This is a genomic window from Neorhizobium galegae (genome assembly GCF_017877135.1).
GTDB classification, from domain to species: domain Bacteria; phylum Pseudomonadota; class Alphaproteobacteria; order Rhizobiales; family Rhizobiaceae; genus Neorhizobium; species Neorhizobium galegae_A.
Genome location: NZ_JAGIPH010000005.1, coordinates 202,968 through 225,908, shown reverse-complemented (window position 1 = coordinate 225,908; position 22,941 = coordinate 202,968). Strand labels below are relative to the sequence as shown.

Sequence of the window (22,941 nt, the reverse complement as noted above, 5' to 3'; positions counted from 1 at the left end):
ACACGACGCCACAGGATGAGGACGATCATGGGCAGGGTTGCAACGATTACCGTCGATGAGGAACTGGCTCAGTTCATCGACCACAAGGTCAGCGCCGGCGACTACGCCTCGGAATCCGATGTGGTTGCCGCAGCCCTTGAGCTGCGCGAGCAGGAGGAGGAAGGCTTTGCCGCCATTCGCGCCGCAATAGACGAAGGGGAGGCGTCGGGCGAGCCGCAGCCTTTTGATCCGGAACGGTTTCTCAAGCGAATGCACGGCAAATATGGCGCCTGACGCGCGCACCTATCGTCTCTCCCCAGGGCCGAGAGAGACTTGGAAGACATCTGGCGTTTCTCATTCAAAAAATGGTCCCGAGCGCAAGCCGATGCCTACTATGGAAATCTGATCGAGGCTTTCGAGAGCCTGGCAAAAGGCGATCGCAAAGGTCGACCCATCAATGGCATAAAGCCCAGGTATCTGAGCCTTGCCTGCGGTTCCCATTTCATCATTCATGTTGAGCGTGGGCGCAGGATCGAAATCATCCGCATCCTCCACCGCCGCATGAACATCGGCCGTAACCTCTGACGTTTTGGCGACCGCCCCGCCCTTGCGCCGCGCGGCAAACTCGCTAAAAGTGCCGCCATTCAAGATCTCAGGCGGGTTTTCGGCCCGCACTCCCAGACGGAACTCATTGCCATGGCTCTCCCCAAAGACGTGAAGAAAGTCGTTCTCGCCTATTCCGGCGGTCTCGACACATCGATCATCCTGAAATGGCTTCAGACCGAACTCGGCGCCGAAGTCGTCACCTTCACCGCCGATCTCGGCCAGGGCGAAGAGCTGGAGCCGGCGCGCAAGAAGGCCGAGATGCTCGGCATCAAGGAAATCTTCATCGAGGACGTGCGCGAGGAATTTGTGCGCGATTTCGTCTTCCCGATGTTCCGCGCCAATGCCGTTTATGAAGGCGTCTACCTGCTCGGCACTTCGATTGCCCGTCCGCTGATTTCCAAGCACCTGATCGATATCGCCAAGAAGACTGGCGCCGATGCGATTGCCCATGGCGCGACCGGCAAGGGCAATGACCAGGTTCGTTTCGAACTGTCGGCCTATGCGCTGAACCCCGACATCAAGATCATCGCGCCGTGGCGCGACTGGGCCTTCAAGAGCCGCACCGATCTTCTGGCCTTTGCCGAGCAGAACCAGATCCCCGTCGCCAAGGACAAGAAGGGCGAGGCACCCTTCTCCGTCGACGCCAACCTTCTGCACTCCTCGTCCGAGGGCAAGGTTCTCGAAGATCCGTCCCAGGAAGCTCCGGAATACGTGCATATGCGCACGATTTCTCCGGAAGCGGCTCCCGACAAGGCCACCGTCATCAAGGTCGGTTTTGAAAAGGGCGATGCCGTCTCGATCAACGGCGTGCGCATGAGCCCGGCCACGCTGCTTGCCGAACTGAATAATTATGGCCGTGACAATGGCATCGGCCGCCTCGATCTCGTGGAAAACCGCTTTGTCGGCATGAAGAGCCGCGGCGTCTACGAAACCCCCGGCGGCACGATCCTGTTGTCGGCGCACCGCGCCATCGAATCCATCACGCTCGACCGCGGTGCTGCCCACCTGAAGGATGAGCTGATGCCGCGCTATGCAGAACTCATCTATTACGGCTTCTGGTTCTCGCCGGAGCGCGAAATGCTGCAGGCGCTCATCGACAAGAGCCAGGAACATGTCGAAGGCGAAGTGACGCTGAAGCTCTACAAGGGCAATGTCATGGTCATCGGCCGGGAATCAGCAAAGTCGCTCTATTCCGACCAGCTCGTCACCTTCGAAGACGATCAGGGCGCCTATGACCAGAAGGATGCGGCCGGCTTCATCAAGCTGAACGCGCTGCGCCTGCGCACGCTCGCCAAGCGCAATCTCGGCAAGTAACAGGCCTTTTTCGTAAAAGCTTCGACAGCCCGTCTGCCCCCGGCAGGCGGGTTTTTTGCGTGCGTCAGGCGCGCCGTTCCAGCATGTGCAGCGCAATGAAACCGGCAACGGCTGTCAGTTCCATGATCGGGATAATCGTTCCGAAGGCGGTCAATGGGTCGCCTATGGCAGCGGCTGCAAGGCCGCCGAGAAAGCCCGCCGTCATCTGGATGAAGCCTGTGAGCGCCGAGGCGGAGCCTGCGACATGCGGGAAGGGCGCCATGCTCGCCGTCACCACATGCGGGGTGAGGAAGGCCAGGCCGAAGGTGCAGATCGCGACCGGTCCCATGATGGACAGGAAGAACGGTGGCACGAAGGCGACCGACAGCGCCATGATGACGCCGCCTGTGCCGCAAAGGCTGATGCCGGTGAGGGCCGCCCGCGGCCCGCCAAGGCGCTTCACGACGAGTTTGAGCGTCAACGAGCCCAGAAGATAAAAGCCGGATTGCATCAGCATGCCCACGCCGAACTGGGTGGGCGAGAGCCCGACCTTGTTGATCAGCACGAAGGGCAGCATGGTGGCCTGCGCATAAAGTGCCCCGATGGTGCCGGCCAAAACCACGCAGGCTGCGAGAAACTGTAGATTGCCGGCAACTTCCGCGTAAGCCCGCAGAAGCCGTGCCGGCTGGAGGCGCTGAAGATCCGGCACGACGGTCTCGCGCAAGAACAGCAGCGTGCACAGCCCCGCCAGCACGCCGAAGCCCACCATCAGCAGAAACACCGCATGCCAGTTGAAGGCGGCTAGCGTCAGGCCGCCAAGCGTCGGCCCCATGGCCGGCCCGACCGCCAGAAAAATGCCGATCGTATTGAGGATGCGCGCCGCATCCGCCCCGACGAAGAGATCGCGGACAATGGCGCGCCCGACAACGACGCCCACGGAGGCACCGATACCCTGCACGAGGCGCGCGGCCAGGATGAACTCCACGGACGGCGCAAGCACGGCCAGCATCGAGCCAATCAGATAGATCGAGAGGAAGATCAGCGTTGCCGCCTTGCGGCCCAGCGCATCCGATAATGGTCCGGCCACAAGCTGCGCCAGCGCAAAGCCGGCAAAGAACATCGACAGGCTGAGCTTGATCGCCGCTTCCGTCGTTCCGAAGGCGCGCACCAGTTCCGGCATCGCGGGTGTATAGATCGCCATCGAGATGGGGCCGAGCGTGGTCAGAAGCGCGCCGAGAAAGGTCGTGCGCCCCTCGCTCATGCGGCGGGCGAGGAAAGGCTTTGGCATTACGGACATTCCGGGGTTTCGGGAAGAGGGGCGGTTTCCCCTTGGAAACTGGCGTTCATGCGTTCCAAGAGGCGGCACAGCAGCAATGCCTCGTCGGAGCCCATGCCGGTTGTGGCCTTCAGGATCACGCTATCCAGCTCCTTGCGGATGGCAAGAATGAGCGGAGCGCAGGACGGCGTCAGCGTCACCCGCTTGGCGCGGCGGTCGGCCGGGTCCGGCTGTCGTTCGATGAGGCCAAGCGCCTGCAGCTTGTCGAGGAAGGCGCAGACCGTCATCGGTTCGATGCCCATGCGGGCGGCGATGTCGAGTTGCCGGCAATCTTTCAGGGCATGGATGTTGAGAAGTGTGCGCGCTTCGGCGGGCGTGATGCCAAGGCCGGCATCGGCAATGCGCCGTTCGAAAGCTGCGCGCAGGAGGCGCGCACCGTCGGTGACGAGAAATCCCAGTCTGTGGATGTCCGCTTCTTTATCCATGATGCCCTGCCGCTTGCTAAGGCACCCTTACTATCTTTCCCGCGCGAGGCAACTGCCAAGAGAGGGATTGGCGGGGCGTGGAAGGGCCGGGCTGAGGATTTGTCGGATCCTCGCCGTCACGCCTCGATGAAGTCGAGCACCGAGGCGAAGGTGAGCGCCTTGTCCTCGTCGCCCAGCGACTGGGCCAGATCGTGCTGCTGGCGGAAATAATCCTGGAAGTCGAATTCGGTATCGTCGGTGACGCCCGAGAGATCCAGCACGCGGCCGCTGGTATCAACCGCCTGAACGGGCAGTTCCTGGGCAAGGGCGATATACACGTCCTGTTGGATCGCGCCGGAAATATATCTCTGGAGGGCAAGTTCACGCAGAAGACGCGGTGAAATGGCGGAAAAGTCGATGGCGCCTGCAGACACGTCGATGCGATCGAAAACGCGCTGCGCTTCCGGGCTCGGTATGAACTGCGGTTTCTCATGTCTGGTATTGAAACCCTGCTCTTGTTGAAGCAAGCTCCCGGACCAGTTGAAGGAAGTGATTTCCACGGCCACTATCCACGCTCATCGGATATGGTTGCAGAAAATAACGAATGGTTGCAGGGCGTCAATTATCAATAATAAGCTAATACTTCTTGTAGTTGAGGGTTAGCCTTCACAGACCCGCCATCTTCCCCTGCTCGGATGGCGCTCTATCAATGACCCAGAGGACAGTGAGATGACAGTGCAGACGACAATCACCCCGGCGCTCGTGGACTGGAACGGACAGAATGGACTGCCGATGTTCGAGCGCGTCGAGGACGGCGATTTCGCAGCCGCATTCGATGCTGCCCTGACGCTGCATAATGCGGAAATCAAAGAGATTTCCGAAAATCCCGAAGCACCGGACTTCAACAACACCATCGTTGCTCTGGAAATTGCCGGTGATGAACTGTCGCGCATTTCAGCACTGTTCTGGAACAAGGCCGGTGCCCATACCAATGACGTGATCCAGTCTCTGGAGCGTGAGATCGCGCCGAAAATGTCGCGCCATTACTCGCGCATCGCCATGAACGTAGACCTCTTTGCCCGCGTCGATACGCTGTGGCAGGCCCGCGAAACGCTCGAACTGACGGTTGAGCAGGTCCGTGTCCTGGAGCGGCACTGGAAAGGTTTCGTGCGGGCAGGCGCCAGGCTTTCAAGGGACCAGCAGGAGCGGCTGGCGAAGATCAACGAGACGCTCGCAGGCCTCGGCGCCCAGTTCGGCCAGAATGTCCTGTCGGATGAAAAGGCCTGGTCGCTGATCATCGCCGACGAAGCCGAGCTTGCAGGCTTGCCGGCCTTCCTGCGGGACGCGATGGCCTCTGCCGCGCGTGATCGGGGCGAGCCGGAGGGACATTTCGCCGTCACCCTGTCGCGCTCGATCATCGAGCCTTTCCTCACCTTCTCCAGCCGTCGGGATCTGCGCGAACAGGCGTTCCGGGCCTGGGTGAAGCGCGGCGAAAATGGTGGCGCGACCGATAATATTGCCATCGTGCGCGAAACGCTGTCGCTGCGCGCCGAAAAGGCAAAGCTGCTCGGCTATGACAGTTTTGCCGCTTACAAGCTGGACGAGACGATGGCCAAGACCCCGGCGACCGTCAACGACCTCTTGATGAAGGTTTGGGAAAAGGCCCGTACCAAAGCGCTGGAAGAAGAAGCAAGCCTTGCAGGCCTGATTGCCGAAGAGGGCGCCAATCATCCCGTCGCCCCGTGGGACTGGCGCTACTATGCCGAAAAGCTGCGCGAACGAATGTTCGATTTTTCCGAATCCGAACTGAAGCCCTACCTGCAGCTCGAAAAGATCATCGAGGCCTGCTTCGACGTCGCGAACCGCCTGTTCGGCGTCACCGTCACCGAGCTGAAGGGCGTGACGGCCTATCACCCCGATGTGCGGGTGTTTGAGGTGCGCGATGGCGAGGGCAGTCTGAAGGCGATGTTCCTCGGCGATTACTTTGCCCGCTCCTCCAAGCGTTCCGGGGCCTGGATGAGTTCGTTCCAGAGCCAGCACAAGCTGACGCTGAAGAACGGCCTGGTGGGCGAACTGCCGATCATCTACAATGTCTGCAACTTTGCAAAGCCTGCTGCCGGAAAGCCGGCTCTTCTGTCGCTCGATGACGCGCGCACGCTGTTCCATGAGTTCGGCCACGGCCTGCATGGCATGCTGTCGGATGTCACCTATCCGTCCGTATCGGGCACCGGTGTTTCGCGCGATTTCGTCGAACTGCCCTCGCAGCTTTACGAACACTGGCTGACGGTGCCGGAAATCCTCACCCGCTACGCCGTGCATTACGAGACGGGCGAAGCCATGCCGAAGGCGCTGCTCGACAAGGTTCTGGCGGCGCGTACCTTCAATGCCGGCTTCAACACGGTGGAATTCACCTCCTCCGCGCTGGTCGACATGGCGTTCCACACGCGAAGCGAACCGGTGGAGGATCCGATGGCGGTGCAGGCAGAGGTGCTGTCGAGCATCGGCCTGCCGTCCTCCATCGTCATGCGCCACGCCACGCCGCATTTCCAGCACGTGTTCTCCGGCGACGGCTATTCGGCCGGCTACTATTCCTACATGTGGTCGGAAGTTCTGGATGCCGATGCCTTTGCAGCCTTCGAGGAAAGCGGCAATGCCTTCGATCCGGTCATGGCGCGCAAGCTGAAGAACAACATCTATTCGGTCGGCGGCTCCATCGATCCGGAAGAGGCCTATGTGGCCTTCCGCGGCAAGCTGCCGGATCCGTCCGCCATGCTGAAGAAGAAGGGGCTTGCCATGGTGGCGGAACTGTCGGGCAGCGACGCCTGAGCGGATAGGGGCGGCCTTCGCCCTCCACCCCTTTCGTGGTGGGGGGCGTCGCAGGAATGGATGGTCGTCTGAGCGGGTGTCGCATAAGCTTCATGCGACTCTCCTAGGGAGGTTCTTCTTGAGGGGCATCCGCCATGACTGCGATCATCCGCGCCGAACATGTTGCCAAAATATTTCGCCAGCAGGTGCGCCGGTCTGGCATGCTCGGGCCGCTCAAGGACTTCGTGATGCCGGTCACGCGTCCGGTCAACGCTGTCGATGGCATTTCCTTTGATATCGAACCGGGAGAGGCCGTCGGTTACCTCGGGCCGAACGGCGCCGGTAAATCCACCATGATCAAGATGCTGACCGGCATCCTGGCGCCGTCTGCCGGCACGGTCAGCGTTCTGGGGCGAAATCCGCAGGCGCAGCGCGTGCTCAATGCCCGCCAGATCGGCGTTGTCTTTGGTCAGCGCACGCAGCTCTGGTGGGAGCTGCCGCTCATCGAAAGCTTCGAGCTGCACCGGCGCATGTACCGCGTGCCAGCGTCTGTCTATCAGCGCAACCGTGCCGATCTGGTCGAGATGATGGAGCTATCGGCCTTCATCGAGAGACCGGTTCGCCACTTGAGCCTTGGTCAGCGCATGCGCGCCGAGATCGCCATGGCGCTGATGCATGACCCGAAGATCCTGTTTCTCGACGAGCCGACGATCGGTCTTGACGTGGTGGCCAAGGATGTGGTGCGCAAGTTCCTCTCCCGCATCAACCGCGAGCGCGGCACCACCATCATCCTGACCACCCACGACCTGCAGGATATCGAGGAGATCTGCCCGCGCCTGATCATGGTGGATGACGGCAAGCTGCTGTTTGACGGAACGATTGCGGCGCTGCGCGTGACCTTTGGCGCAAGGCGCCGGCTGACGCTGGAATTCGCCCAGGACCCCGGCCATGTCGAACTGGACCGGGCCGAACCGGCCGGCGGCGAGGGCGTGCAGCGCCTGTTCCTGCTGCCGGATGATCAGCGACCGCTGTTGCACATCCTCTCGGCGCTGAAGGCGGGGGCCGATCTGCGCGATGTGCGGCTGCATGAACCGGGCATCGAGGAAATTATCCGCACCCATTACCAATCCAAGGTCTCGGCATGAGTGCTTTTCTGGCGCTCGTCACGGCGGCGTTCCGGCGCGAGGCCGAGCATCGCTCCCGCATCCTCATGCGCATCCTGGGCGGCCTGGTCGAAATCCTTGCGCGCATTTCCATCTGGAAGGCGGCTTTTGGCGGGCATGGCACGCTCTCTGGTATCAGCCTTGATGAGATGATCACCTATTCGCTGATCGGCGGCACGATCCTGTCCAGCTGGGATGCCACGATGATCGTGCGCGATGTCGGTGCCACCATCCGCACCGGTGCCATCGGTAGCTCGCTGCTTCGCCCCATGCACTATCCGGTCATGCTCCTGGCCGAGCAGATCGGCGTGCGCCTGTTCGACTGGCTGCTGATTTCGCTGCCCGTCATTGTGATCATGGGTTCGATCTACGGGCTGCAGCCGCCGGAAAGCCTTGCCCATGCGCTGCTGTTTGTGGGTTATGTCGTGGTGTCGCTTGCCATCCTGATGGGGTTTGCCATTCTCGTCGGGCTCCTGTCCTTCTGGGTCTTCGATGCCCATGCACTCGAATGGTTCATGCGCGGTCTTCTGGCGGTGCTATCCGGCGGACTGGTGCCAATCTGGTTCTACCCGCAGGGGCTGGCGGAGGTGGCGCATGCTTTGCCTTTTTCCTGGATCGCCTATCATCCGCTTGCAGCTTATCTCGGCCAGCGCGATCTTACGGAAGAGCTGTTAATTCTGGCAGCCGGCGCCGGATGGGCCGCGGTTCTCGCTTTCGCCGTCGCCTTCGTCTGGTCGCGTGCCTGCGCCCAGGTCGTCGTGCAGGGAGGCTGAGATGCGCGACACCCTCTCGCTGCTCTTTTATCTCATGCGGCTTCGGGTGCGCACGCGGCTGGAGTTCCGCGCGGCGCTTCTGATCACCTGGCTCGCGCAGGCCTTCGGCTATGCCGGCATCTTCGCCTCCATCTGGCTGATCCTCACCCGGTTTGGCACAATCGGCGGCTGGACCTGGCCGCAGATGGCCTTTCTTCTCGGCTTTCACACGCTCGGCTATGCGCTCGGCGCCTGTTTCACGCTGGTCCAGCTGCGCCGCATGGAGGACATCGTTCTCGGCGGCGAGTTCGACACACTGCTGGTGCGGCCGTTGAACCCATGGGCCTACCTGGTCTTTTCCGGCTTCAACATCGAATATGGCGGCCATATCGCGCTCGGGGCAGGTCTTGTCGCCTGGGCCTGGCCTCAACTGTCCATTGCCTGGACCACCGATACCTGTCTGCTGCTGGCCGGCGGGCTGGTCAGCGCGGCCCTCATCACCGCCTCCATGATCACCATCATCGCCGCCTGTGCCCTCGTGCTCGGTCGCGCCCGCTATCTGTTCGGCATCTATTTCGACTTCTGGGAACTGTCGCGCTATCCGGCAAGCATCTTTGCCGCGCCGTTCCAGGTGGCTCTGCTTTCAATCATTCCGCTGGGCTACATGGCCTATGTGCCCGTCGCCGTCCTGCTTGGACGGCCCGTTCCCTATCTTGGCGCGTTTGCAGAAATTGCGGCCCTTTCTGCGGGTCCTCTCTCTGCCGTTGCCGCCTTCTTCTTCTGGCGTTTCTGCCTGAAACGCTACCAGGGCGGCGGCGGATGACGCGTTTTCACGGCCTCTCTCACCCCCGCGCCCTCGCTCCCCCTTTCGCGTTTGCGAAAAACAGGGTATGGGGGCGCCAACGAAAATTGGCGCGGTCTGTGGATCATGTGCGCCACAGCCCAGAGAACCCACTATGAAAATTCGCAATATCGCGATCATTGCGCACGTTGACCATGGGAAAACGACCCTTGTTGACGAGCTCCTGAAGCAGTCCGGCTCGTTCCGCGAAAACCAGCGCGTTGCAGAACGCGTGATGGATTCGAACGATCTCGAAAAGGAACGCGGCATCACCATTCTTGCCAAGGCGACCTCGGTGGAATGGAAGGGCGTGCGCATCAACATCGTCGACACCCCCGGCCACGCCGATTTCGGCGGCGAAGTCGAGCGTATCCTCTCGATGGTGGATGGCGCGATCGTTCTGGTCGACAGCTCCGAAGGCCCGATGCCGCAGACCAAGTTCGTGGTCTCGAAGGCGCTGAAGGTCGGTCTTCGCCCGATCGTCGCGATCAACAAGATCGACCGTCCGGATGGCCGCCACGAGGAAGTCATCAACGAGGTCTTCGACCTCTTCGCCAACCTCGATGCCACCGACGAGCAGCTCGATTTCCCGATCCTTTACGGTTCGGGCCGCGATGGCTGGATGAACTTCAACCCGGAAGGTCCGAAGGATGAAGGCCTTTCACCGCTTCTCGATCTCGTGCTGAAGCACGTGCCGGAGCCGACTGTCGAAGAAGGTCCGTTCCGTCTGATCGGCACCATTCTCGAAGCCAACCCCTTCCTCGGCCGCATCATCACCGGCCGCATCGCCTCCGGTTCGATCAAGCCGAACCAGGCCGTCAAGGTTCTCGGCCAGGATGGCAAGCTGATCGAAAACGGCCGCATCTCCAAGATCCTCGCCTTCCGCGGCATCGAGCGCACGGCAATCGAAGAAGCCCATGCCGGTGACATCGTGGCGATCGCCGGTCTCTCCAAGGGCACCGTTGCCGATACCTTCTGCGACCCCTCCGTCACCGAAGCCATGACCGCGCAGCCGATCGATCCGCCGACGGTCACCATGTCCTTCATCGTCAACGACAGCCCGCTTGCCGGCACCGAAGGCGACAAGGTCACGAGCCGCGTCATCCGCGACCGTCTGTTCAAGGAAGCCGAAGGCAACGTCGCGCTGAAGATCGAGGAAGCCGAAGGCAAGGATTCGTTCTTCGTCTCCGGCCGTGGCGAATTGCAGCTGGCCGTTCTCATCGAAACCATGCGCCGCGAAGGCTTTGAGCTTGCCGTCTCGCGTCCGCGCGTCGTCATGCACAAGGACGAGACGACCGGCGAGACCATGGAGCCGATCGAGGAAGTCGTCATCGACGTGGATGAAGAGCATTCCGGCGTCGTCGTGCAGAAGATGTCCGAGCGCAAGGCCGAAATGACGGAACTGCGCCCCTCCGGTGGCAATCGCGTGCGCCTGAAGTTCCTGGCCCCGACCCGCGGCCTGATCGGTTACCAGTCGGAACTTCTGACCGACACGCGCGGCACCGCCATCATGAACCGCCTGTTCCACAGCTACCAGCCGTTCAAGGGCGCCATTGCCGGCCGCAACAACGGCGTGCTGCTGTCCAACGGTTCGGGCGAAGCCGTGGCCTATGCCATGTTCAACCTGGAAGATCGCGGTCCGATGATCATCGAGCCGGGTGAAAAGGTCTATCAGGGCATGATCATCGGCATCCACTCCCGCGACAACGATCTGGAAGTCAACGTGCTGAAGGGCAAGCAGCTCACCAACATCCGCGCCGCCGGCAAGGATGAAGCCGTGAAGCTCACCCCGCCGATCCGCATGACGCTCGACCGCGCGCTCTCCTGGATCCAGGACGACGAGCTGATGGAAGTCACGCCGAAGTCGATCCGTCTGCGCAAGATGTATCTCGATCCGAACGATCGCAAGCGCTTCGAAAAGTCGCGCGTCGCCTGATCTTCCGATAGTTGATCTGCTCAAGAGCCCCGGCAAAACCGGGGCTTTTTTGTGTGCGCCATGTCTCCTGCGGGCTTGTTCGGGGCGTTAAAAAAGCGTTAACTCGGACATGGCCGGTTGCAGGCAGACGTTGTGCGCCGGGCATCCGCTCCAAATGAGCGGGTTCATCGGCGGCGAGACCAGAGTGTTGTCATGAAGACAGTGTCCATCGACGTGCGTCGTGCCACGACGGGAGATGCCCGTGAGGTCTCCGAGGTTCACCGCCTGGCCTGGCAACAGGCCTATGCAGGGCTTATCCCCCACAAACCGCTGACGGAGATGCTGGAGCGGCGGGGAGAGGCCTGGTGGCGCCGTGCGGCCAAGGGGCCGGCGACGCTGCTGGTGCTGGATGTGGAGGGCACCATCGCCGGTTATGCCACCATGGGGCTCAACCGCGCGCGGGCGCTGCCGCAGGAAGGCGAGATCTACGAAATCTACCTGCGTCCGGAATTTCAGGGCATCGGTCTTGGCCGGCGCCTGTTCGGCGAAACCCGACGCCTTTTGAAGTCGCTCGGCTGCAGCGGTCTTGTCGTGTGGTGCCTCGAAGACAGCGAGCATGCAACCCGCTTCTTCCGCCGCCATGGCGGCCTGGAACTGGCCGAGGGCATCGAGGATTTTGCCGGCGCTGAGCTTCGCAAGATCGGCTTTGTCTGGCCCTGATCACGGCTGAGCGCAGCCTGTGCCGCAGAGTGATCGTTGAGGCGAAGATGCTGATGTTCCTGGCCTTGAGGCATGTTGCAATGCACCGGTTTTCCCAGTATCGAGACGGGTACAAGCAACGCTCTTGGGGAGAAACATGCGTATCGATGCGATCAAGATCGGCAAGAACCCGCCGGACGACGTAAACGTTATCGTTGAAGTTCCGGTCGGCGGTCATCCGATCAAGTACGAGATGGACAAGGACGCCGGCGCGCTGATCGTCGACCGTTTTCTCTATACGCCGATGACCTACCCCGGCAATTACGGCTTCGTGCCGCATACGCTGTCGGAAGATGGTGATCCGGTGGACGTCCTGATCTGCAACACGCGCCCGCTCGTTCCCGGCTGCGTCATCAACGTGCGCCCGATCGGCGTTATGATCATGGAAGACGACGGCGGCAAGGACGAGAAGATCATTGCCGTTCCTGCTCCGAAGCTGACGCAGCGCTACGACAAGATCAACAACTACACCGACCTGCCGGAAATCACGCTGAAGCAGATCGAGCACTTCTTCGAGCACTACAAGGATCTGGAGCCCGGCAAGTGGGTGAAGATCGGCGGCTGGCAGGATGTGACGGTTGCCAAGCGCCTGATCGTCGAGGCCATCGAGCGCTACAACGCCCAGAAGTAAGCTGAGTGGCGAAGCCGCCTATCGGGCAGCAAGCGCGTCCAGCCTTTTCATCAGATCCTCCGGTTCGCCCTCGAGCCGGAGGATTTTTTTGCGCGCTGTTTCGCCGGACTGGAAGGATATGGAGGATTTGGGCAGGCGCAGGCTCTTGGCGAGAAGCTGGATGAGCGCCTTGTTGGCCTTGCCGTCTTCCGGCACTGCCGTGACACGCGCCTTCAGCCAGCACTCGCCCTCTGCCGACATTTCGATACCCTCGATCGCGTCGCGAGAGGCATTCGGCGTCAGGCGCACCGCCAGCCGCACATGATCGCCAAAGGGCGTGCAGGCCCGGTTCACATCAGGGCCGGAACGATCGTCGTCCACATCAGCGAGCGGATGAAGAAGATGATCAGCAGGAGAATGATCGGAGAGATGTCGATGCCGCCGAGATCCGGCATGATGCGGCGGATCGGGCGAAGCGCCGGCTCCGTCAGGTTGTACAGCATCGTGCCGATGGAGTTGACGAAGCTGTTGCTCGAATTGATGACGTTGAAGGCATAGAGCCAGGAGAAGATGGCGCTGGCGATGAGCACCCAGGTATAAAGGTTCAAGGCCAGATCGATGGTCTGAAACAGCGCGATCATCCATAACTCCATATCTTTGGTTGACAGACATGTAGACATTGGCGACTTAGGCGACAAGTGCCGTTTCAAGGCCTATGGCGAATCATGTTTAACGAGCGGCCGCCTGCCTGGCGGCACGTCGAAAGCGTCTCTAATGTCCCTGCCTGCCGCTGATGACCGTTTTGCCGCGTTCCGGCACTCCTCCTATGTGCGTTTCTTCTTCTGCCGGTTTCTCGCCGCCTTTGCCACGCAGATCGTCAGCGTTTCCGTCGGTTGGCAGATGTATGATGTCACCGGTAACGCGCTCTATCTCGGCCTGATCGGTCTCTTTCAGTTCCTGCCCTCGCTGTTGCTGATCCTCGTTACCGGTTCGGTCGCCGATCGCTACAATCGGCGCGCGATCGTGGCCGTCTGCCTGCTGCTTGCCGCTCTTTGCACGGCAGCGCTTCTGTTCCTTACGGTGACGCACAGTTTTTCGCCCTGGCCGGTATTCGGCATCCTCATCGTCTTCGGCATCGAGCGTGCGTTCATGGGGCCGGCCGTGCAGTCGCTTGCGCCGAACCTTGTCCCGGAAAAGGACCTGCCCAACGCCATTGCCTGGAATTCTTCCTCCTGGCAGACGGCCTCCATCCTTGGACCGGTGGCTGGCGGGCTGCTTTATGGCGCCAGTGCGGTGGCTGCCTATTCGGTTGCACTCGCCTTCATGCTGGGTGCCGCCGTGCTGATCGTCAGCATCCCGAAACCGTCCCAGCGGACTGCAACCTCGAAGGCCGTCAGCTGGACGACGATCCTTGCCGGCTTCCGCTTCATCTCCAGCGAAAAAGTGGTGCTGGGGGCGATTTCGCTCGACCTGTTTGCCGTCCTGCTCGGCGGCGCTGTTGCGCTGATGCCGGTGTTTGCTCGCGACGTCCTGGAACTTGGACCCTGGGGGCTCGGGCTCCTGCGCTCGGCACCGGGTATTGGTGCCATCGTGGTGGCCGTGCTTCTGGCGGCCTATCCGATCCGCAAGCATGCCGGCCTTGCCATGTTCGGCGGCGTGGCTCTGTTCGGCGTTGCCACGGTTATATTCGGCCTTTCGCAGACCGTCTGGCTGTCGATCGCCGCCCTGATGCTGATGGGCGCTTCCGACATGATTTCGGTCTATGTCCGTGAAAGCCTGATCATGCTGTGGACGCCGGACGAGGTGCGTGGCCGCGTCAACGCCGTCAACATGGTGTTTGTCGGGGCATCCAACGAGTTGGGTGAATTCCGCGCCGGCACGATGGCGCATGTGGTGGGTGCGGTACCCGCCGTCGTCATCGGCGGGTTCGGCACGCTCGCCGTGTCCATCATCTGGGCGCTCGGCTTTCCGAAGCTGCGCAAGATCGACAACCTCGACGCACCCTCCAATCCGTGACCTGGACTAACCGGCGACCGGCGCATCCAGGGTCTGGTGCTTTCCGGCGTCGCCCGCGGAGGAGCGCTCGAAGACAAGGTCGAGAAAGTCGTAGAGCCAGGCCTTCAGCGGCGCATCGAAGATCATGCGCCCTTCCAGATGTTCACGTCCCTGCTGGGCGTTGGGCATGACAAAGCGCGAGGCGCCGCGCACCACCCAGCTGTGCATCATGGCGCGCGTCAGTTCGGCGTGGAACTGCACGCCCCAGGCATTGTCGCCATAGCGAATGGCCTGATGTGGATAGGCATCGCCTTCCGCCAGAAGCTGGACCCCGCGCGGCACGTCGAAACCTTCGCGATGAAAATGATAGACCATCTTCGGCCAGCGCATCAGCAGCCGGCCATGCTCGGTGGCGCGCAGCGGGTACCAGCCGATTTCGGTGAGGCCATTGCCTTCGGCCGCAACCGTGCCGCCGAGGTTCTTCACCATCATCTGGGCACCAAGACAGATGCCGAGGTAAGGCTTGTTTTCGCGAAGCGGCACCGAAATCCAGTCGATCTCGGCCTTCACGAAAGCATCCGGATCATTGGCGCTCATCGGACCGCCAAAGATCACGGCGCCGGCATGATGGGCGAGCGTATCGGGCAGAGGATCGCCCAGCACGGGGCGGCGAATATCGAGGGGAAAGCCTTTTTCGATAAGAATTTGTCCGACGCGGCCGGGGGAGGAGCGTTCCTGATGCAGCACGACCAGGATCGGCTGTTTATTCATGTCCGTCGGGCGGCGTGAGCCATTTTGGCGGGTCTGTGGTGCAATATGGCTGGCAGGGGTCATCAGCATCCGGTTTTCCTCAGTCTCCTCCCTGATCTCCTCCGCCATCCAAACCAATCGTGCGCGCCGCAACCTTCTGGCGCTCCAGCACCCGGTCCCTTGCCGAGACGCCGAGAAGATCCGCTATCCTCCAGATCACGTGATCTTCCATCTCGCTGCGCTCGCCATCGGCATAGACGAGATCCCAAAGGACCCCCACCAGGCTCACGCAGTCCTCGGGACTGAGATGCCGCTTAAGATCGGAGGTAAAGCGATAATAGTCAACCGCTTCGGAGCCCGCCGTGCGCCCGGCCTCGATCAGGCTCGACAGATGACTGCTGTCCAATTGATAGCGATCGCGCAGCAGCAGCTTCAACTTCGACTTTTCCGCTTCCGAGACACGTCCGTCCGCTTCCATGACCTGAAAGCAGAGGGCGGCAAAGGCAACGCGCGGATCGTCCGGCGCAAACTCGTCGTCCGCCCGGTCGTCGGTCAGCGACTGGAAGAAATCCTGGATACGGTCAAACATCATCATACTCAAAAAATGCGCAGGCGCGTGGCAGGTTCCGGTTGCGCATTCTGATCCTTCACGCCGGGATCATCCGGTGGTCGACCGTTGAAGGGATCGGGTGCCGTCTGACCACCTTTGATCGGGTCTTCAGCCTGCGCCTTCGGCGCAAGGGACGGCGTGTCCACAGGCTTCAGCTTTTCGACTGAAGGCACGGGGGCTAAAGGCGACGGGCTGGGGGTCACGGTCGGTTCTGCCGCAGCCGGGCTTGATGTCACCGCAACGACCGGCTCCCGGGCCGGTGTCGGCGCTGTCTTATGAACCGGCGGCAGGCTGGCAATCGCGCTTTCGGCGGCAAGCGTGCCTTCCTCGATCGGGCCTTCCAACTGGCCGAAGGGCTGCTTCCATTCAAACGCATCCAGGCGCCCGGTCACCGGCGACATCGGCAGCCAGCGTTCGGAGACGACGCCATCGGCCACCCAGGCTGCGTCGCGCGGTGCGCGCAGCGCCTGCGCCATCCAGTGACGAATGCGCCCCTGGTCGCCCGTCTCGCTTTCCTCGATATCGGCCAGAAGCAGATAGGCACTCTCACGCGGCGCCATCCGCAGCGCAGCTTCGGCCTTCTCCCGCGCCCTGGCGAAATTCTTGGTGTCGAGGGCGGCCTGGGCAACGGCCAGCAGCGATTCCGGGTTGTTGGGCTTCAGCGCTTCCAGCTTTTCGGCACGCTTCAGGCGGTCGCTCGCGCTATCGCCGCTGCGCGCACGCACGTAAGTTTCAGCCACCTGCGGGTGCGGGGCGATTTTCCAGAGGCTTTCCAGCACGGAGGCCGCCTTGCGCAGATTGTCTTCACGCATATGGGCGCGCGCTGCAATGATGCCGGCCGGCACCAGATCCTTGGCAAGCTTCAGGGCAGCGGTTGCATCGTCGCGAGCGCCTTTCGGATCGCCCTCCAGACGCTCGGTGGCCCGCGCCGTCAACAGCACGGCCTTCCAGCGGTCTGCCTGCTTCCTGTCGATGACATTGGCGATTTTCTGCTGGTCGAGAAGCCGGATGGCATCTTCCCAGCGACCGGACTGACAGCGATATTCCAGCGTCGCCTCGGCCGCCCACGGCAGGTACGGCGCATGCTCTACGGCCGTCTCGGCATACTGGCGGGCGGCCTCATTGGCGCCGAGCCGGCGGGCTTCCATATAAAGCCCGCGAAGACCGAGTTCCCGGGTTTCGGGATCTTCCGCCATCTTTTCGAATTTTTCGCGTGCTTCTTCGTAGCGGCCTTCGATGAGCGCGGTCTGGGCTTCCAGAAGCTGGATCAGCGGTTCCTGATCGGCGCGCAGAAGGCCGCGAGCGCGGGCGCTCATCTTGCGGGCGAGCAGCGCATTGCCGGAGCCTGCGGCAATCATGCCGGTCGACAGCGCCTGGTAGCCACGATCCCGCTTGCGGGCGCGAAAATAGCGACGCACGGAATGCGGCGAGGTCCAGATCGTCTGGATCAACCACCAGACGAACATCACCGCGAAGATGAGCGCAACCATGGCCGTTGCCGCCACCATGATGCTCGTCTCGATGAGATGGTTCTGCCAGGTGATGGAGATGAGGCCGGGCCGTTCGGCAAGCCACGAAAAGCTCCACCCGAGACCAAGCGTGACGACGGCGAAGATGAACAGACGGATCATGCAGGGTTCTCCTCAACCAGCCGTGCCGGTGCTTGTCATGGCGCGGGTCAGGGTGCCGCTTGCGAGTTCGTCCACCTTGATCCGGGCATCCAGAGCGCGCCGGAAGTCCTGCGACGCCTGCTTTGCCGCTTCAGGAAGCGCATTCCATTCGGAAACGGCCGCCTGCAGATTGCCGGCCTTGACCCGATCCTCGATCCGCGCCACCACGGCTTCCGGCGTCTCACCCGCCACATCACCGACCGGGCGCACCTTGACGACGCGCATGGCGCTCGACAGAAGCCGGCTTGCAATGCCTTCACCCTCTGCCGGCTGGTGCAAGGCGTCCATCATCGCGTCGGTCGCGGCCGGCAGGCGGCGCACGAGATCGGCCCGTGTCGGCACACCGTCAACGGCAAAGGCGCGCAGGCCCTCTACGGCCGGATCATCGGCGGCAACGTCGGCAAAGGTCTGCAGTTCGGCGGCAAAGGATCCGCCGCGCTCGGTGGCGGCTTTAAGGGCGGCGGCTGCCAGCGCACGCGCGATCGCCTGTTCGGGGCCGGGCTTGTTCAGCCGGGTTTCGATGCCGGAGAGGCGCTGGCCAAGATCGGCCGCAGCTGCATCATCGTTCTTGGTCGAAGTGCGCAGGGCCTCGATGTCCCGCTGCAGGGACGAAAGACGTTCCGTCACCTCCGGGGCAGTGCCATTATTGCCGATCGAGGTTTCAAGCGCGCTCACACGGGCGGCAAGATCACTATCGGTGCCCGTAGCCGGCGCATTGCGCAAGCTTGCAAGCTGCTGGCGCAGATCGGCAATCTCGGCCGAAACAGCGCCATTGCCGTTTGAGGCGGCGGGGCCGGGCAGGTAGCCGGCATATTGCATGCTGCCGGCCAGCAGCAGGGCAACAAGGCCGCCGACGATGCCCGCTGCGGCAAGGCTTGCGCCGGAGGCGCCGCGTGCCGCTGGCGGAACTGCCGCCGAAGCCCTCGATGAAGAAGGCGAAGCCGAAGCACCGGATGAGGACGAACTAGCGCCGGGGAAAACAGAGCTTGCGGGTTTGCCGCCGGGCGGCACCGAAGTTGGGCCGGCGCTGCCGGCGATTTTCGGCGCGGGATCCTCAGGTTTTGCGTCCGTTGCACTTGTCTTGGGAGCGCCCGTTACGAAAGCCGCCTCCTTGGCTGTGTCTGTCTTCGTCGTATCCAGCTTGGTGGTGTCCGTTTTTGCCGCCGTGGCTGCCTTTTCCGCATCAACGGGCACGCTTGCAGCGGCAGAGTGCGTGATCTTGTCCGCGAGTGGCGCACCGCTTGCAGGGGATAGAGACGGCGCGGCATTGCCATCGGCCGGCACGCTCTGAGCGGGCGATTCCGCTGTCACCGGCTTCGCATTGCTTTCCCCGAGCGAAGGAGCGGCAGGCTTGGAGCCAGTCGGTGCCAGCGATCCCGCATCCGCCACGGTCTTCGGCAGTGTGTCGTCGGTATCGTCGCTGCGCACCGGCTCCGCAATCGCAGAAGGATCCGCCTGATCGACAGCCTTGTCGGCCGAAAGATCCAGTGTGACCGGTGTCTTTCCCGAACGGGAGCGGCGTGGCGGCTTGTCGGAAACCATGGCAACCTCATTTTGCGACTGTCTCTTTTGAAACTAGTCAGCCGGAAGGAGGATGGAAAGAGGCGCGACCGATTTTGGTTCCCGCCTGCGACCAAAGAAAAATCGCGTCAGCTCAGAAGCGACAGAAGTTCGGCCTCTGACGGGGCGGGCGAAATCACCCGTTCCACGGTAAAATCATCCGGAATGGCATCGGCGATGGCGCGGCTGAGGCAATAGACCCGCAGGCCCGCGAGCCCCTGCCTGCGCGCGCGGACCGCAGGATGGGTAAAGAAAAGCCGCGCTGCCTCGCGCGAATAGAGCAGCAAGCCATCGGGGGCGGGCTCAAGGAGCGCGATTTCCTTCGTCGTCCACGGCCTCGGCACCATGGCATAGCATTCCGCCACATGGCATCTCACCCCTTGCCGCTGCAGCTCGTCTTCAAAACCCGGTGAGCGTGGCGTTCCGGCAAGGTAGAGCAGCGGATCAAGGCCCGTCTCGACGATCCGCTTCGCCAGATCCTCACCGGTTCCGCTGCCTGCCGTGACACGGCGAAAACCCGCCTTGCGAGCTGCTTCTCCACTCGCCTCGCCCACGGTGAAAACCGGCGTTTCGGCATGGCGCGCAAGATCGGTGCCTGCGAGCGCGCGAATAGCTTCGGCGCTGGTAAAGACGATGGCGCGGTGTGGCCGGGCAAGTGCGGCAAGGCCCACATCCGTCCGATGCTCGGCCTGCGTCAGCGGTAGCAGCAGTGCCTCGTGACCGAGGGCTGCCAGTTTGATCGCTGTCCGGCGGGCACTTTTAAGCGGGCGCGTCACGATCACCCGCATGGCGTCAGGTCCAGTCGGCAAAGAAATCGGGGCCGGCGGCGGTGCGCACAAGCGTGCCGGCCTTGGCGCCGAGTTTTCCTGCTTCGCTGCGCAGCCCTTCCATTTCCACCGCATGTTCGCGGCTTCCGTCCGGTGTGAGGATCAGGCCGGAAAATTTCAGATGCTCGCCCTCGCAGATCGCGTAGCCGGCAATCGGCGTGCGGCAGGAGCCGTCAAGGGCTGCCAGGAACGCACGCTCGCAGGAGACCGCATCGAAGGTCGCCTGGTGGTTGACCGGTTCCAGCAGGTCGAGCACGCGGCGGTCGCCAATGCGGCTTTCGATGCAGATCGCGCCTTGCGCCGGTGCCGGCGGGAAATCGGTTGGGTCCATCAGTTCGGTTGCCACATCCGGCATGGAGAGCCGGTTGAGGCCGGCAAGCGCCAGAAGCGTTGCATCCACCTGTCCCTCTTCCAGCTTGCGCAGCCGGGTTTCGACGAGGCCGCGAAAGGTGATGACGGAAATATCCGGCCGGCGGCGGCGGATCAGCGCCTGCCGTCGAAGCGACGAAGAGCCGATGGTGGCGCCGTCCGGCAGCGCCATCAGGCTTGGCGCCGTGCGGCCGATGAAGGCATCGCGAAAATCCTCGCGCGGCAGATAGGCCGACAGTTCAAGCCCGGCCGGAAGCGCCGTCGGCATGTCCTTGGAGGAGTGCACGGCAAAATCCAGCTCGCCGATCAGCAGCTGCGCCTCCAGTTCTTCCGTAAACAGCCCCTTGCCGCCAACCTCCGACAGGGCCCGGTCCGTGATGCGGTCGCCCTTGGTCGACAGGACGACGATCTCGAACATCTCTTCCGGCAGGTCGTGCGCTGCCATCAGCCGGGCGCGCGTTTCGGAAGCCTGGGCAAGCGCCAGCGGGCTGCCGCGCGTGCCGATCCGGAAAGGTTTTGTTTGCATCTCTCGTCATCCATTGTTACGCGATAGCTTCGTAACCGGCTTTCACCGGCATCGCAATTCGCCCCTACCGTTTCAGTCACCATGACCCGCGCCTTACGCATTCTCGGCATCGAAACCAGCTGCGATGAAACCGCCGCATCCATCGTGGTTCGCCATGTCGATGGGACGGGCGAGATCGTCTCCGACGTCGTTTTGTCGCAGCTCGATGAACACAGCGCGTTTGGCGGCGTCGTGCCGGAAATTGCCGCCCGCGCCCATGTGGAAGCCCTTGACGGCCTGATCGAGGAAGCCTTGACCCGCGCCGGCGTCGGCCTGCAGGATATCGATGCGGTGGCCGCAACCGCCGGCCCTGGCCTCATCGGCGGCCTTCTGGTCGGCCTGATGACCGGCAAGGCGATTGCGCGTGCGGCAGGCAAGCCGCTGTACGCCATCAACCATCTGGAAGGCCATGCGCTGACAGCGCGGCTGACGGATAAGCTGTCCTTCCCCTACCTGATGCTGCTCGTCTCCGGCGGCCACACGCAGCTGGTGCTGGTGAAGGGCATTGGTGACTACGAGCGCTTCGGCACGACCATCGACGATGCGCTGGGCGAGGCCTTCGACAAAACGGCAAAGCTGCTCGGACTGCCTTATCCCGGCGGTCCGGCGGTCGAAAAGGCCGCCAAAGCCGGCGATCCGAACCGATTTGCGCTGCCGCGTCCGCTGGTCGGCGAAGCACGTCTCGATTTCTCCTTTTCCGGTCTGAAGACGGCGGTGCGCCAGGCGGCGACCGCCATCCAGCCGCTCACCGATCAGGATATCGCCGATATCTGCGCCTCCTTCCAGCATGCCATTTCGCGCACGCTGAAAGACCGCATCGGCCGTGGCCTTGCCCGCTTCAGGGAGCGCTATCCGGCACTTGCCGAACCGGCGCTGGTGGTAGCCGGCGGGGTTGCGGCAAACCAGGTGATCCGCGCGACGCTCAAGGATCTGTGTGACGCCAACCGGTTCCGCTTCATCGCGCCGCCCCTTCAGCTCTGTACGGATAACGCGGCGATGATTGCCTGGGCGGGTCTGGAGCGCATGGCAGCCGGCCTGCCGGACGATCCCATCTCCACCGCCCCGCGGTCCCGCTGGCCGCTGGATGCAGCAGCAGCAGCTCTCATCGGATCCGGAAAACGAGGAGCCAAGGCATGAGCGAACGGGAAAACATCGTCGTCATCGGTGCCGGAGCCTTCGGCACGGCGCTTGCGACAGTCATGGCGCTGGAGGGCAAGGCGAACGTCACCCTTATTGGCCGCGACACGGCGTTGATGGCGGATTTGCGCAATGACCGGGTGCATGATGCGGCGCTTCCTGGCGTTCCGCTTCCCGACATGCTGCAGTTTTCCGCAGAACCCGATGCGCTGGAAAAGGCAAGCATTGTGCTGTTTGCCATGCCCTCGCAGGCCCATGCCGATGCTGCGCGCCATTACGGCCCCTATCTCAGCGCTGAAGCCGTCATCGTCACCTGCGCCAAGGGCATCGAGCGCGCCTCCGGGCGCCTGCTCACGGACGTTCTGGAACAGGAACTGCCGCATCATCCGGTCGCAGTCCTCTCCGGCCCCGGTTTTGCCGCTGATATTGCCCGCGGGCTTCCCACAGCCATGTCTATTGCGGCGAACGATATGACGCTTGCCGAGCGGCTGGCGCATGCGATCTCGGGGCGCACCTTCCGCCTCTATGCCTCGAGCGACCGCATCGGCGTGCAGCTCGGCGGGGCGCTCAAAAACGTGCTGGCGATTGCCTGCGGCGTCGTCGAAGGGGCGGGGCTCGGGGAATCCGCCCGTGCCGCGCTCATCGCCCGCGGCCTTGCCGAAATGTCGCGGCTGGTGGCTGCCATGGGGGGCGGTGCCGATACGGTGCGCGGACTGTCGGGCCTTGGCGATCTGGTGCTGACGGCCACAAGTCACCAATCGCGCAACCTGCGTTTCGGTATTTCGCTCGGGCAGGGTGCGCCGGCGGATATGTCCGGTGGGTCGCTCGTGGAAGGAGCCTATACTGCCGGCATCGCAGCAAGCCTTTCCGGACGCCATGGCGTTGAACTGCCGATTACGCAAGCGGTTGCAGCCATCATGGAAGGGCGGCTTGACGTCCGCACCGCCATGGAACAGCTGATGACCCGCCCGATCACCACCGAATAACCTGAGACA

Annotated in this window: 24 protein-coding genes; 13 read left to right on the top strand and 11 right to left on the bottom strand. The window is 62.6% G+C overall.

The features are described 5' to 3' along the window. Nucleotides 1–27: 27 nt before the first annotated feature. The 3 genes from J2858_RS16280 to J2858_RS16270 all read left to right on the top strand — a co-directional run bounded on the left by J2858_RS16280 (nt 28) and on the right by J2858_RS16270 (nt 1,899). Complete coding sequence (locus J2858_RS16280; RefSeq protein WP_210105875.1) at nt 28–273, top strand: type II toxin-antitoxin system ParD family antitoxin; 246 nt, start codon at nt 28–30, stop codon at nt 271–273. 39 nt (nt 274–312) lie between these two features. After that, entirely contained in the window at nt 313–564 is a 252-nt protein-coding gene (locus tag J2858_RS16275) for a type II toxin-antitoxin system RelE/ParE family toxin (protein ID WP_210105874.1), read from the top strand. Nucleotides 565–675: 111 nt separating this feature from the next. After that, nucleotides 676–1,899 (top strand): argininosuccinate synthase, encoded by a 1,224-nt coding sequence (locus J2858_RS16270; RefSeq protein ID WP_210105873.1) that lies wholly within the window; start codon nt 676–678, stop codon nt 1,897–1,899. A gap of 64 nt (nt 1,900–1,963) precedes the next feature. Here the strand turns inward: J2858_RS16270 and J2858_RS16265 are convergent, their stop codons facing one another. The 3 genes from J2858_RS16265 to J2858_RS16255 form a co-directional block, all read right to left on the bottom strand. Next, nucleotides 1,964–3,139: a multidrug effflux MFS transporter gene (locus J2858_RS16265; RefSeq protein WP_210106048.1), complete on the bottom strand. Its 1,176-nt coding sequence runs from the start codon at nt 3,137–3,139 to the stop codon at nt 1,964–1,966. A gap of 26 nt (nt 3,140–3,165) precedes the next feature. Beyond that, nucleotides 3,166–3,639, bottom strand: a complete 474-nt coding sequence (locus tag J2858_RS16260; RefSeq protein WP_210105872.1) for a MarR family winged helix-turn-helix transcriptional regulator — start codon at nt 3,637–3,639, stop codon at nt 3,166–3,168. Between the two features lie 116 nt (nt 3,640–3,755). Further along, a complete protein-coding gene (locus tag J2858_RS16255; protein WP_210105871.1) occupies nt 3,756–4,178 on the bottom strand; it encodes a hypothetical protein in 423 nt (140 codons plus the stop codon). A gap of 169 nt (nt 4,179–4,347) precedes the next feature. On the opposite strand from J2858_RS16255, the gene J2858_RS16250 reads away from it, so the two are divergent. From J2858_RS16250 to ppa, 7 genes are all read left to right on the top strand, one after another. Next, nucleotides 4,348–6,444, top strand: coding sequence for a M3 family metallopeptidase (locus J2858_RS16250; protein WP_210105870.1), 2,097 nt, complete (start codon nt 4,348–4,350; stop codon nt 6,442–6,444). Nucleotides 6,445–6,578: 134 nt separating this feature from the next. Continuing rightward, nucleotides 6,579–7,568 carry an ABC transporter ATP-binding protein gene (locus tag J2858_RS16245; protein ID WP_210105869.1) on the top strand — a complete coding sequence of 330 codons (990 nt, stop codon included), beginning with the start codon at nt 6,579–6,581 and terminating at the stop codon, nt 7,566–7,568. After that, complete coding sequence (locus tag J2858_RS16240) at nt 7,565–8,359, top strand: ABC transporter permease (RefSeq protein WP_210105868.1); 795 nt, start codon at nt 7,565–7,567, stop codon at nt 8,357–8,359. The genes J2858_RS16245 and J2858_RS16240 overlap by 4 nt, the downstream gene beginning before the upstream one ends. A 1-nt stretch (nt 8,360) precedes the next feature. Next, nucleotides 8,361–9,161 carry an ABC transporter permease gene (locus J2858_RS16235; protein WP_210105867.1) on the top strand — a complete coding sequence of 267 codons (801 nt, stop codon included), beginning with the start codon at nt 8,361–8,363 and terminating at the stop codon, nt 9,159–9,161. A 133-nt stretch (nt 9,162–9,294) separates the two neighbouring features. After that, nucleotides 9,295–11,115: a translational GTPase TypA gene (gene typA / locus J2858_RS16230; protein WP_210105866.1), complete on the top strand. Its 1,821-nt coding sequence runs from the start codon at nt 9,295–9,297 to the stop codon at nt 11,113–11,115. A gap of 192 nt (nt 11,116–11,307) precedes the next feature. Continuing rightward, nucleotides 11,308–11,814, top strand: coding sequence for a GNAT family N-acetyltransferase (locus tag J2858_RS16225; protein ID WP_210105865.1), 507 nt, complete (start codon nt 11,308–11,310; stop codon nt 11,812–11,814). 136 nt (nt 11,815–11,950) lie between these two features. Beyond that, complete coding sequence (gene ppa, locus J2858_RS16220) at nt 11,951–12,484, top strand: inorganic diphosphatase (RefSeq protein ID WP_210105864.1); 534 nt, start codon at nt 11,951–11,953, stop codon at nt 12,482–12,484. A gap of 18 nt (nt 12,485–12,502) precedes the next feature. Here the strand turns inward: ppa and J2858_RS16215 are convergent, their stop codons facing one another. Beyond that, complete coding sequence (locus J2858_RS16215) at nt 12,503–12,817, bottom strand: DUF167 domain-containing protein (RefSeq protein WP_210105863.1); 315 nt, start codon at nt 12,815–12,817, stop codon at nt 12,503–12,505. Then, nucleotides 12,814–13,104: a YggT family protein gene (locus J2858_RS16210; protein ID WP_210105862.1), complete on the bottom strand. Its 291-nt coding sequence runs from the start codon at nt 13,102–13,104 to the stop codon at nt 12,814–12,816. Before J2858_RS16210 ends, J2858_RS16215 begins: the two co-directional genes overlap by 4 nt. A gap of 133 nt (nt 13,105–13,237) precedes the next feature. On the opposite strand from J2858_RS16210, the gene J2858_RS16205 reads away from it, so the two are divergent. After that, nucleotides 13,238–14,479 carry an MFS transporter gene (locus J2858_RS16205; protein ID WP_210105861.1) on the top strand — a complete coding sequence of 414 codons (1,242 nt, stop codon included), beginning with the start codon at nt 13,238–13,240 and terminating at the stop codon, nt 14,477–14,479. A 6-nt stretch (nt 14,480–14,485) separates the two neighbouring features. Here the strand turns inward: J2858_RS16205 and J2858_RS16200 are convergent, their stop codons facing one another. The 6 genes from J2858_RS16200 to hemC form a co-directional block, all read right to left on the bottom strand. Beyond that, entirely contained in the window at nt 14,486–15,229 is a 744-nt protein-coding gene (locus J2858_RS16200; protein ID WP_210105860.1) for a glutamine amidotransferase, read from the bottom strand. Nucleotides 15,230–15,308: 79 nt separating this feature from the next. Beyond that, complete coding sequence (locus tag J2858_RS16195) at nt 15,309–15,797, bottom strand: TerB family tellurite resistance protein (protein ID WP_210106047.1); 489 nt, start codon at nt 15,795–15,797, stop codon at nt 15,309–15,311. A gap of 8 nt (nt 15,798–15,805) precedes the next feature. Beyond that, entirely contained in the window at nt 15,806–17,449 is a 1,644-nt protein-coding gene (locus J2858_RS16190) for a heme biosynthesis protein HemY (RefSeq protein WP_210105859.1), read from the bottom strand. A 12-nt stretch (nt 17,450–17,461) separates the two neighbouring features. Further along, on the bottom strand, nt 17,462–19,030 hold the full coding sequence (locus J2858_RS16185; RefSeq protein ID WP_210105858.1) for a COG4223 family protein: 1,569 nt from the start codon (nt 19,028–19,030) through the stop codon (nt 17,462–17,464). A gap of 107 nt (nt 19,031–19,137) precedes the next feature. Then, on the bottom strand, nt 19,138–19,836 hold the full coding sequence (locus J2858_RS16180) for a uroporphyrinogen-III synthase (protein WP_210105857.1): 699 nt from the start codon (nt 19,834–19,836) through the stop codon (nt 19,138–19,140). Between the two features lie 4 nt (nt 19,837–19,840). After that, the gene (hemC, locus tag J2858_RS16175) at nt 19,841–20,770 is read right to left on the bottom strand and encodes a hydroxymethylbilane synthase (protein WP_210105856.1); all 930 of its coding nucleotides are present in this window, start codon (nt 20,768–20,770) and stop codon (nt 19,841–19,843) included. A gap of 81 nt (nt 20,771–20,851) precedes the next feature. Between hemC and tsaD the strand changes: the two genes are divergently transcribed. Together tsaD and J2858_RS16165 are read left to right on the top strand one after the other, a co-directional pair. Next, nucleotides 20,852–21,946 carry a tRNA (adenosine(37)-N6)-threonylcarbamoyltransferase complex transferase subunit TsaD gene (gene tsaD, locus J2858_RS16170; protein WP_210105855.1) on the top strand — a complete coding sequence of 365 codons (1,095 nt, stop codon included), beginning with the start codon at nt 20,852–20,854 and terminating at the stop codon, nt 21,944–21,946. Next, the gene (locus tag J2858_RS16165; RefSeq protein ID WP_210105854.1) at nt 21,943–22,932 is read left to right on the top strand and encodes an NAD(P)H-dependent glycerol-3-phosphate dehydrogenase; all 990 of its coding nucleotides are present in this window, start codon (nt 21,943–21,945) and stop codon (nt 22,930–22,932) included. Before tsaD ends, J2858_RS16165 begins: the two co-directional genes overlap by 4 nt. Nucleotides 22,933–22,941 lie beyond the last annotated feature (9 nt).

Coding starts and splice junctions, on each gene's coding strand:
- J2858_RS16280 (WP_210105875.1), top strand. CDS start 28: ATGGGCAGGGTTGCAACGATTACCGTCGATGAGGAACTGGCTCAGTTC.
- J2858_RS16270 (WP_210105873.1), top strand. CDS start 676: ATGGCTCTCCCCAAAGACGTGAAGAAAGTCGTTCTCGCCTATTCCGGC.
- J2858_RS16265 (WP_210106048.1), bottom strand. CDS start 3,139: ATGAGCGAGGGGCGCACGACCTTTCTCGGCGCGCTTCTGACCACGCTC.
- J2858_RS16260 (WP_210105872.1), bottom strand. CDS start 3,639: ATGGATAAAGAAGCGGACATCCACAGACTGGGATTTCTCGTCACCGAC.
- J2858_RS16250 (WP_210105870.1), top strand. CDS start 4,348: ATGACAGTGCAGACGACAATCACCCCGGCGCTCGTGGACTGGAACGGA.
- J2858_RS16245 (WP_210105869.1), top strand. CDS start 6,579: ATGACTGCGATCATCCGCGCCGAACATGTTGCCAAAATATTTCGCCAG.
- J2858_RS16240 (WP_210105868.1), top strand. CDS start 7,565: ATGAGTGCTTTTCTGGCGCTCGTCACGGCGGCGTTCCGGCGCGAGGCC.
- J2858_RS16235 (WP_210105867.1), top strand. CDS start 8,361: ATGCGCGACACCCTCTCGCTGCTCTTTTATCTCATGCGGCTTCGGGTG.
- typA (WP_210105866.1), top strand. CDS start 9,295: ATGAAAATTCGCAATATCGCGATCATTGCGCACGTTGACCATGGGAAA.
- J2858_RS16225 (WP_210105865.1), top strand. CDS start 11,308: ATGAAGACAGTGTCCATCGACGTGCGTCGTGCCACGACGGGAGATGCC.
- ppa (WP_210105864.1), top strand. CDS start 11,951: ATGCGTATCGATGCGATCAAGATCGGCAAGAACCCGCCGGACGACGTA.
- J2858_RS16210 (WP_210105862.1), bottom strand. CDS start 13,104: ATGATCGCGCTGTTTCAGACCATCGATCTGGCCTTGAACCTTTATACC.
- J2858_RS16205 (WP_210105861.1), top strand. CDS start 13,238: ATGTCCCTGCCTGCCGCTGATGACCGTTTTGCCGCGTTCCGGCACTCC.
- J2858_RS16200 (WP_210105860.1), bottom strand. CDS start 15,229: ATGAATAAACAGCCGATCCTGGTCGTGCTGCATCAGGAACGCTCCTCC.
- J2858_RS16195 (WP_210106047.1), bottom strand. CDS start 15,797: ATGTTTGACCGTATCCAGGATTTCTTCCAGTCGCTGACCGACGACCGG.
- J2858_RS16190 (WP_210105859.1), bottom strand. CDS start 17,449: ATGATCCGTCTGTTCATCTTCGCCGTCGTCACGCTTGGTCTCGGGTGG.
- J2858_RS16185 (WP_210105858.1), bottom strand. CDS start 19,030: ATGGTTTCCGACAAGCCGCCACGCCGCTCCCGTTCGGGAAAGACACCG.
- J2858_RS16180 (WP_210105857.1), bottom strand. CDS start 19,836: ATGCGGGTGATCGTGACGCGCCCGCTTAAAAGTGCCCGCCGGACAGCG.
- hemC (WP_210105856.1), bottom strand. CDS start 20,770: ATGCAAACAAAACCTTTCCGGATCGGCACGCGCGGCAGCCCGCTGGCG.
- tsaD (WP_210105855.1), top strand. CDS start 20,852: ATGACCCGCGCCTTACGCATTCTCGGCATCGAAACCAGCTGCGATGAA.
- J2858_RS16165 (WP_210105854.1), top strand. CDS start 21,943: ATGAGCGAACGGGAAAACATCGTCGTCATCGGTGCCGGAGCCTTCGGC.